The sequence below is a fragment of the Micromonospora sp. ABR4_055 genome, from assembly GCF_056160425.1.
Genome location: NZ_JBSWXD010000218.1, coordinates 1 through 8,596, shown reverse-complemented (window position 1 = coordinate 8,596; position 8,596 = coordinate 1). Strand labels below are relative to the sequence as shown.

Below are 8,596 nucleotides of genomic sequence, written 5' to 3'. Positions count from 1 at the left end.
GGGGGGGGGGGTAGGGGAGAAAAGAAGGAAAAACAAAGGAAGGGCGGGGGGGGGGGGGGGGGGGGGGGTGGGGAGGTTTGGGGGGAGGGGGGGGACCCCCCCTTGTACGGCCACCCCCCCAGCCTGCGGGTTCCGCCGATCACTTGGCCAGCGGCTGGCCCTGCTTGTCGGTGAACTTGCCGATCAGGATGACGATGAAGTCGATCAGCGCCCAGAGGCCCAGTCCACCGAAGGTGACCAGCATCAGAACGCCGGTCCCGATCTTGCCAACGTAGAACCGGTGCGCTCCGAACCCACCGAGGAAGAAGCTGAGCAGCAGCGCGACGAGCCAGGACTTCTGCTCGGTGGCCGGTACGGCCGTGGTCTGCGACATGTATACCTTCCAAGATAGACGATCGGCACGCGGTCCCCCGTGACCGATGTGGTGGTTCGTCGTCCAGGACCGGTCGGTCTGGACAGCGACACGGCACAGTACCGCAGAACGGGCCGCAGGGGTGACCGGTCCACCAGCGCTCGGCGTCGATTCGGTGGTACACCGAGGGCCGCAGGTTCGGGCCAGCCGACCGGCCCGGCAGTACTTCCCGGCTACGGACCACCGGCGCGCGGACTCACCAGGGCGGCCGGTCACCAGCTGTCATGATCCGCGCCGGGCTATCGTTACCGAGGCCAGCGAGGCGAGGCACCGACGAGAGACGAGGGGAGCGGGTAGATGACGCTGCGCGATCATGCGTTCTGGCTGCGTACCCCGGGCACCGGCGAGATCCGGCCGGTCGAGGTCGATTCGCCCGGCCCCGGCGAGGTCCTGGTGCGGACCCGGTTCACCGGGCTCAGCCGGGGCACCGAGACGCTGGTCTTCCGGGGCGAGGTGCCGCCCAGCCAGTACGCCGCGATGCGCGCCCCCTATCAGGACGGCGACTTCCCCGCACCGGTCAAGTACGGCTACCTCAACGTCGGACAGGTCGAGCAGGGCCCAGCCGAGCTCGTCGGGCGTACCGTCTTCTGCCTCTACCCGCACCAGACCCGCTACGTCGTGCCGGCCGACGCGGTCACCGTGGTCCCGGACAGCGTGCCGCCCCGCCGCGCCGTGCTCGCCGGCACGGTGGAGACCGCGGTCAACGCCCTGTGGGACGCCGCTCCCCTGCTCGGTGACCGGATCACCGTGGTCGGCGCCGGCATGGTCGGCGCCACCGTCGCCGCGCTCGCCGCCCGGTTCCCCGGCGTACGGGTCGAACTGGTCGACATCGACCCCGCACGGGCCGTGACCGCCGCCGCGCTCGGCGTCGGCTTCGCCCACCCGGACGCCGCCACCGACGGGTGCGACCTGGTGTTCCACGCCAGTGCCACGTCGGCCGGGTTGACCCGGTCGCTGGAGTTGCTCGCCGCCGAGGGCACGGTGGTCGACCTCAGCTGGTACGGCGACCGCCCGGTCACCGTGCCGCTCGGCGAACACTTCCACTCCCGCCGGTTGACCGTACGTAGCAGCCAGGTCGGCCGGGTCGCCCCGGCCCGGCGCGAGCGGCACGGGTACGCCGGACGGCTCGCTCTCGCCTTGGACCTGCTCGCCGACGAGAGGTTCGACACGCTGCTGACCGGCGAGAGCAATTTCACCGACCTGCCCGGAGTGCTGCCCCTGCTCGCGGCCGGCGAGTTGCCGGCTTTGTGCCACGTGATCCGCTACCCCGACTGGAGGATGAGAAATGTTCAGCGTCACCGTACGTGACCACATCATGGTCGCCCACAGCTTCACCGGTGACGTGTTCGGCCCGGCGCAACGGCTGCACGGGGCCACCTTCGTCGTCGACGCTACCTTCAAGCGCACCGACCTCGACAGCGACAACATCGTCGTCGACATCGGTCTGGCCACCGAGCAGCTCAAGGCCGTACTGGCCGAGTTGAACTACCGCAACCTCGACGACGAGCCGGCGTTCGCCGGGGTCAACACCTCCACCGAGTGGCTGGCCAAGTTGATCGCCGACCGGCTGGCCGACCGGGTACACGCCGGCGACCTCGGTGCCGGTGCCCGTGGGCTGACCGCAATCGGCGTCACCCTGCATGAGTCGCACATCGCCTGGGCGAGCTACGAGCGGGCGCTCTGACGTCGATGGTCGTCGTGGTACTGCCCGGCAATGTGGACGACCCGACCGCCCCCAGTGGTGGCAACGCCTACGACCGGCAGGTCTGCGCCGGTCTGGTCGCGACCGGACGACCGGTACGGGAGATCGCTGTCCCCGGTGCCTGGCCGCGCCCGGACCGGACCAGCCGGGCCGCGCTCGCCGGCCTCCTCGCCACCCTGGCCGACGGCACGGTGGTGCTGATCGACGGTCTGGTCGCCTGCGGGGTGCCCGAGGTGGTCGGACCGCACGCCGACCGGCTACGGCTGGCCGTGCTGGTCCACCTGCCACTGGCCGACGAGACCGGGCTGGACCCGGCCGAGGCGGCCGCCCTGGAGCTGGCCGAACGCGCGGTGCTCGGCTCGGCGGCGGCGGTGATCGCCACCAGCGACGCGACGGCACGCCAACTCGCCACCCGCCACAGCCTGTCCGCCGACCGAATCCGGGTGGCGCTCCCGGGTGTCGCACCGGCACCCCTGGCCAGCCGGGACCCGGCCGGCCGACGGCTGCTCTGCGTCGCGTCGGTCACCCCCCGTAAGGGCCACGACGTACTCGTCGAGGCGCTCGCCACCGTCACCGACCTGGGCTGGGAATGTGTCTGCGTGGGAGCGCTGACCGCCGCCGCGTACGTCGACCAGGTCCGGCAGCGAATCGCGTACCACCGGCTCGGGGACCGCGTCACGCTGGCCGGGCCCCGGGCGGCGGCGACGTTGGCCGGCACTTACGCCGACGCCGATCTGCTCATCCTGCCGTCGCACGCCGAGACGTACGGCATGGTAGTTACCGAGGCGCTGGCCTGCGGCATCCCGGTACTGGCCAGCGATGTCGGCGGGGTGCCGCAGGCGGTGGGTCGCACCGACGCGGGTGAGCGCCCCGGCCGGCTGGTACCGCCCGACGACCCGGCGGCGCTCGGTGCGGCGGTACGCCGCTGGCTGACCGACGGCGACGAGCGGGAGCGGTTGCGGGCGGCCGCCGTCGCGCGCCGGGCCGGGCTGCCTGATTGGGCGGACACCGCCACCAGGGTCGGCGCGGTACTGCACGAACTGGGTTGGCGCTGACGGCGGCGCCCCGCCCCAGCGGAGGGAGACTTCATGGAGACGATTGAGTCGGCCGGCTACAGCCCGGCGTGGTTGGGGCTGCGGGAGCCCGCGGACGCGAAGGCGCGCTCTGCGGAACTGGTCGCCGAGGTACGCCGGCTGCTCACCGGCGCTGCCCGCACCGAAGTACACGACCTCGGCTGCGGCACCGGGTCGATGGGTCGTTGGCTGGCCCCGCAACTGCCCGGTGCCCAGCACTGGGTGCTGCACGACCGCGACCGCGAACTGCTGCGCCATGCCGAGGCCCGGATGGCCCCGGCGGCGTCCGACGGCGCGCCGGTCACCGCGACGGTACGCCGCGACGACGTCACCGCGCTCACCGTCGACGACCTGGCCGGCGCCGACCTGGTCACCGCCTCGGCGCTGCTGGACCTGCTCACCGCCGACGAGGTGGACCGGCTGGCGGCGACCGTCCGGGCGATCGCCTGTCCGGCGTTGCTGACCCTGACCGTGGTCGGTGACGTACGGTTCGATCCCGCAGAATCGCTCGACGGGGAGCTGACGGCCGCGTTCAACGACCATCAGCGGCGGCACAGCGCGGGTCGGCCGCTGCTCGGCCCGTCGGCGGTGGAAGCGGCGACCGAGGCGTTCACCCGGCACGGGGCAACCGTGCTGGTGCGGCCCAGCCCGTGGCGGCTCGGCCCGGAGCAGGCCGAGCTGACCGAACGGTGGCTGGACGGCTGGATCGCGGCGGCGTACGAGCAGCGGCCGGAGCTGGCCGCCCGGCCGGGGGGCTACCGGCGCCGCCGGCTCGCCGCTGCCGCCGCCGGTGAGCTGGGGGTCACCGTGGAACACCGGGACATGTTGGTCGTGCCCGGCTGAGTTCCACTCAGCGTCCTTCCGGTGCCGGGCAGGTGAACCGGAGGCGGCACCGCCGCGTATCTGTCGGCGGAGGCTCATCGAGGGGGGCACGTAATGCACAGGGCGAAGAGCCCGCTGCGCACGGCCGGCACCGGCCGTGACGCACGGTGAAGGGCAAGGTCTGGGCCTGGCTACGACTGACGGGTGGGGCAACCATCCTCGGGCTGCTGGCCTGGCGGCTCGGCACCAACGCGTTCCTGGACGGGATGCGGGTGATCGACGTGCGGGTGCTGCTGCTCGCGGTCGGGATCGGGTTGTTGACCACGGTCTGCAGCGCTTGGCGGTGGTGTCTGGTCGCCCGGGGGATGGGGCTGGCGCTGCCGCTGGCCGGGGCGGTCGCCGACTACTACCGGGCGATCTTCCTCAACGCCGCGCTGCCCGGTGGGGTGCTGGGTGACGTGCACCGCGCGGTCCGGCACGGCCGTGAGGTGGCCGACGTGGGCCGGGGGGTACGCGCGGTGGTGCTGGAGCGGACCGCCGGTCAGCTGGTGCTGTTCGCGGTCGCCGCAGGGGTGCTGCTGACGCTGCCGGTGCCGGCATCCGCGCGGCTGGTCACCGCGGCTCAGGTGACGGTGGCCATGGTCGCGGCGGCGGCGCTGGTGGTGGCGATGTTCGTGGCGGTACGCCGCCGTCGGCCACAGGTCCGTCGAGCGGACGCCGCCGGGTCCGGCAGGTCCTGGTGGACCCGCGCGGTGGGGCGGACTGTCGCCGACCTGCGCAACGGAGTGCTGGCTCGACGGACCTGGCCCGGGGTGGCGTTGCTGTCGGTCGCCGCGCTGGCCGGTCACCTCGCCACCTTCCTGGTCGCGGCCCGCGCCGCCGGGTCGACGGCTCCGCTGCACCAACTGGCACCGTTGATGGTGCTGGCGTTGTTGGCGATGGCGGTGCCGTTGAACGTCGGCGGCTGGGGGCCGCGGGAAGGGGTGACCGCGTGGGCGTTCGGCGCCGCCGGGCTCGGCGCGGGCCTCGGGTTGACCGTGGCGGTGGTGTACGGCCTGCTGGCGTTGACGGCGAGCCTGCCGGGTGCCGGTGTGCTGGCGGCCCGCTGGTTGCGTCGGCTGCCGGCGGCCCGGCAACGGCCACCACTGCGGCTACGGCTACGGCTGCGACCGCGTCCGGCGACGTGACGGCCTGCGGCGTGACGGCACACAACGGCGGGCCCCGGCCATCGGCTGGTCGGGCTGGCCGACTACTGCTCGCCGAACCGGGACGACAGGGCGTAGCGCAACAGGGCCACGTCGCCGATCTGGCGGACCTCGACCAGCGTCGCCCGCCGGTCGGCGTGCCACGGGAAGTTGCCGTCGCCGACGAACCGGGGTGCCCGGGAGTCGCCGACGAAGATCGGGGCGACCACCAGGTGCAGTTCGTCGGCCAGCCCCGCGGTGAGGAACTGGGTGTGCACCCGTCCGCCACCTTCGACCATCAACCGGCCGACGCCCCGTACATGCAGGTCGCCGACGACCCGTCGCAGGTCGACCGGGTCACCGCAGTCGACGACGCTGGCGAGTCCGGCGAGTCGGCTGCGGGCGCTGTCCAGGCTCGCCGTGGCGCAGTACACGACCTTGTCGACGTCGCCGACGGTGAAGAACCGCGCCTGCGGGTCGAGGTCGGCGCTGCCGGTGACGGTGACCTTCATCGGGGTGGGTGGGTGGCCGGCGGCCACCCGCCGACGCCGGCGGTCCGCCGACCGGACCAGCAACCGAGGGTCGTCGCGGCGCACCGTGCCGGCCCCGACCAGGATCGCGTCGCAGTCGGCGCGTACCGCGTCGACCCGGTCGAAGTCGGCGTCGTTGGACAGCAGCAGACGCCGCCCGCTCGCGTTGTCCAGATACCCGTCGATCGACATGCCGCAGCTGAGCAGGACGTAGGGTCGCTCAACCACTGATGGCACCTCCTCGACGACCGAAAGATAGCCTGCATGCGAGGCCGGCACACATTCTCCCGTACGGCTCATGTGTCGGTGCCGGCCGGACCGGCGCCGACGCTCTGTGCAGCACATCACCGATAGGACGTACGATGCTTGAACCGCCGCCCCACGCTCCGGTCAACGGTAAGCTCGCCGCCACCAACGGGACGGGTCCCGCGCCGACGGCGACGGTCCGCCGACAGGTCACGGTGCCGCTGCGGTTCCCCGACGGCTACACCGCCAGCGCCCGGGTCTTCACCTTCGACGGTCTGGCCGACCGCCGCGAGCACGTGGCGCTGGGCCTGGGCGACTGGCACCGGGCACTGGAACCGGCCGGCGACGGCGGTGACCCACCGCTGGTACGCCCGCACAGTGAGTGCCTGACCGGCGACGTGTTCGGCAGCCAACGGTGTGACTGCGGCCCGCAGCTGCGCGAGGCGGTGGAGCGGATCGCCGCCCGCGGCGGCTTCCTGCTCTACCTGCGGCAGGAAGGGCGGGGCATCGGGCTGTACGCCAAGCTCGACGCCTACGCGCTGCAGGACGCCGGGTTGGACACCTTCGAGGCGAACGTGGCCCTGGGCCGGGGCGAGGACGAACGCGACTACACGGTAGCGGCGCAGATGCTGCTCGCGCTCGGCGTGCACCGGGTAGCCCTGCTCAGCAACAATCCGGACAAGGCGGCACAGCTCACCGGGCTCGGGGTCACGGTGACCGAACAGATCCCCACCGGTGTGCACGTCTCAGCGGCGAACGTGCGCTACCTGGCCGCCAAGGCGAACCACGCCGCACACACCATCGATCTGTCGGTGACCGACTGACGGAGCCGGTCACCGGCAGATCGACAGCTCATCGGCCCGGTGCGGCGGCGGTCACTCGCCCGACGGAGCGGGCAGGGTGACGCCGAGCCGGACCGGGGCGCCGAAGTCCGGCGTACCGTCGGCGTTCCAGGTGAACTTCTGGGCCCGGGTGGACCGGTTCATGTCGCAGCCGCCGGACGCCGAGTCGTTGCCGTGGTTGCTGCCCGCGTTGTAGGTGCCGAGCAGGTAGAGGTTGTTGTTGACCCGCAGCACGCTGGCGTCGAGTTGCCAGTCGCTGCCGAGGTCGGCCTTGAAGGTGTACGGCCCCATCGGGTCGGTGCCGGCGCTCTCCAGTACGTGCAGCCGCTGGGTCGGGTTGAAGTCAGCGACGTTCTGCCCGGCCACGCAGTACAGATACCAGCGCGGCCCGTTGGGCCCGTCGATCAGGTGGAACTCCGGCGCCCACATGTTGCAGCAGCCGTTGGACCGCCCGGCGAGGTTGAACACGGTCGTGCCGAGCTCGCACCCGGGGACCGGGACGCGGCCGGCAGGCTGCTCGGCGAAGCTCGCCGGTTGTTGGAGCGGTGCGGCATGGTCGCCCGGACGCCCGAGGTGGACAGCCAGCTGGCGACAGCCGGCATCGCGGCCAGCTGAATCCGCTCAGCTCACCGAGACGGTGACAAGCTGTCCCCGGTGGTCGCTCATCCCCCGGCCCGGCACCATCCGATAGTCGTGGACCCGGACCGGACCGGCGGTGAACGCCCAGTCCAACCGCCACAGCGGGATGTTCCCGTCCGGCCAGGAGACCGGGTGGATCTGCTGGCTGGCGGGGAGCGCGTCCCGCAGCCGGCGGCCGAGGGCACGCAACTCGCCCATCGCCGCTGTCGCGTTGAAGTCGCCGGCCAGCAGCACCGGTGCCGGGTTGCCGGCGAGGTCGGCCACCACCGCCCGGTGATGGGCCTGCCGACGGATCTCCTGCGCCCGCATGAAGGCGGTGAACTCGGGCCGTCGCGGGTCCATCGAGACGTCCAGCTGCACCGGGATGTGCACGTTGTACGCCAAGAACACCGTCCCACCCACCAGCAGGTCGGTCCGCAGGATCTTGTGCCGGTAGTAGTCGGCGAAATCGGAGCCGGGCGGCGGACCGCCCAGCTGTCGGTCGGTCAGGTAAGGCGTGGCGTCCAGCGCATGGTGACGTACCACCGGGTACCGGGACATCGTCAGCAGCTCGCCGACCGCGACGATCTGGTAGTCGGGGAACCGTTCGCGCAGTTCGGCGCGGTGGTCGACGCGGACCGGACGGTGCCCGGCGAGATCCCAGCCGACGTGCTCGCTGAGCAGGTAGACGTCGGCCCGCTGATCGGCCAGGTAGGCGTAGAACCGCTCCGGGTCGTCGCCGTCGTGCCAGTACTCGGTGTTCCAGGCGAACACCCGAATCGCGTCGGCGGGGACGGGCGCAGCGGTGTCGCGTCCGCCCGGCAGGGCATGCACGTTCAGCCCGGCCAGGTCGGCGCCGAGCACCAGACAACCGACGAGAACCAGGGCGAGCCGGGCGCGGACCGGGCGGGCCAGCAGCGTCAGCGGTGCCAGCAGCAGCGGCACCGCGACAAACAGCAGCGGCGGCATCAGCTCGAACGGACGCCACCACCACTGCGTACCGGTGAGGGTCAGGAACACCGCGAGGAACAGGCTCCAGCCAGCGACGGTGGCGAACACCAGCCGGGTACGCGGTGGCCAACGTCGACGCCGGTGGCCGCCGGGACCGCGGCCCGCCGGTCCGTCCCCTGGGGCCGCTGGCGGCGCGGCGGTCCGGGCCGCGCCGCC

The 8,596-nt window shown here is 72.5% G+C and carries 10 protein-coding genes; 6 read left to right on the top strand and 4 right to left on the bottom strand.

Annotation, left to right across the window (positions count from 1 at the left end; genetic code table 11):
• Positions 1 to 139 precede the first annotated feature (139 nt).
• Entirely contained in the window at positions 140 to 373 is a 234-nt protein-coding gene (locus ACXAHD_RS29965) for a TM2 domain-containing protein (RefSeq protein WP_281554144.1), read from the bottom strand.
• Between the two features lie 336 nt (positions 374 to 709).
• Here ACXAHD_RS29965 and ACXAHD_RS29960 point away from each other — a divergent pair, with 336 nt between their 5' ends.
• The 5 genes from ACXAHD_RS29960 (at position 710) to ACXAHD_RS29940 (ending at position 5,196) form a co-directional block, all read left to right on the top strand.
• Entirely contained in the window at positions 710 to 1,720 is a 1,011-nt protein-coding gene (locus ACXAHD_RS29960) for a zinc-dependent alcohol dehydrogenase (protein ID WP_281554143.1), read from the top strand.
• Positions 1,698 to 2,096 carry a 6-pyruvoyl trahydropterin synthase family protein gene (locus ACXAHD_RS29955; protein ID WP_281554142.1) on the top strand — a complete coding sequence of 133 codons (399 nt, stop codon included), beginning with the start codon at positions 1,698 to 1,700 and terminating at the stop codon, positions 2,094 to 2,096. Before ACXAHD_RS29960 ends, ACXAHD_RS29955 begins: the two co-directional genes overlap by 23 nt.
• Positions 2,093 to 3,169 (top strand): glycosyltransferase family 4 protein, encoded by a 1,077-nt coding sequence (locus ACXAHD_RS29950; RefSeq protein WP_475054827.1) that lies wholly within the window; start codon positions 2,093 to 2,095, stop codon positions 3,167 to 3,169. Before ACXAHD_RS29955 ends, ACXAHD_RS29950 begins: the two co-directional genes overlap by 4 nt.
• Before the next feature lie 33 nt (positions 3,170 to 3,202).
• The gene (locus ACXAHD_RS29945) at positions 3,203 to 4,030 is read left to right on the top strand and encodes a class I SAM-dependent methyltransferase (protein WP_475054825.1); all 828 of its coding nucleotides are present in this window, start codon (positions 3,203 to 3,205) and stop codon (positions 4,028 to 4,030) included.
• A 146-nt stretch (positions 4,031 to 4,176) separates the two neighbouring features.
• The gene (locus ACXAHD_RS29940; protein ID WP_475054823.1) at positions 4,177 to 5,196 is read left to right on the top strand and encodes a lysylphosphatidylglycerol synthase transmembrane domain-containing protein; all 1,020 of its coding nucleotides are present in this window, start codon (positions 4,177 to 4,179) and stop codon (positions 5,194 to 5,196) included.
• 62 nt (positions 5,197 to 5,258) lie between these two features.
• Here ACXAHD_RS29940 and ACXAHD_RS29935 read toward each other — a convergent pair whose 3' ends face one another.
• Positions 5,259 to 5,951: a RibD family protein gene (locus tag ACXAHD_RS29935; RefSeq protein WP_281554138.1), complete on the bottom strand. Its 693-nt coding sequence runs from the start codon at positions 5,949 to 5,951 to the stop codon at positions 5,259 to 5,261.
• 134 nt (positions 5,952 to 6,085) lie between these two features.
• On the opposite strand from ACXAHD_RS29935, the gene ACXAHD_RS29930 reads away from it, so the two are divergent.
• Entirely contained in the window at positions 6,086 to 6,793 is a 708-nt protein-coding gene (locus ACXAHD_RS29930) for a GTP cyclohydrolase II (protein ID WP_281554137.1), read from the top strand.
• 51 nt (positions 6,794 to 6,844) lie between these two features.
• Here the strand turns inward: ACXAHD_RS29930 and ACXAHD_RS29925 are convergent, their stop codons facing one another.
• Positions 6,845 to 7,279, bottom strand: coding sequence for a hypothetical protein (locus ACXAHD_RS29925; protein ID WP_475054821.1), 435 nt, complete (start codon positions 7,277 to 7,279; stop codon positions 6,845 to 6,847).
• Positions 7,280 to 7,432: 153 nt separating this feature from the next.
• The coding region (locus ACXAHD_RS29920) for an endonuclease/exonuclease/phosphatase family protein (RefSeq protein WP_475054819.1) at positions 7,433 to 8,596 on the bottom strand (1,164 nt) is incomplete at its 5' end.

Excerpts from the sequence above, each read along its gene's own strand:
- ACXAHD_RS29965 (WP_281554144.1), bottom strand. The coding sequence starts at position 373 with ATGTCGCAGACCACGGCCGTACCGGCCACCGAGCAGAAGTCCTGGCTC.
- ACXAHD_RS29960 (WP_281554143.1), top strand. The coding sequence starts at position 710 with ATGACGCTGCGCGATCATGCGTTCTGGCTGCGTACCCCGGGCACCGGC.
- ACXAHD_RS29955 (WP_281554142.1), top strand. The coding sequence starts at position 1,698 with ATGTTCAGCGTCACCGTACGTGACCACATCATGGTCGCCCACAGCTTC.
- ACXAHD_RS29945 (WP_475054825.1), top strand. The coding sequence starts at position 3,203 with ATGGAGACGATTGAGTCGGCCGGCTACAGCCCGGCGTGGTTGGGGCTG.
- ACXAHD_RS29930 (WP_281554137.1), top strand. The coding sequence starts at position 6,086 with ATGCTTGAACCGCCGCCCCACGCTCCGGTCAACGGTAAGCTCGCCGCC.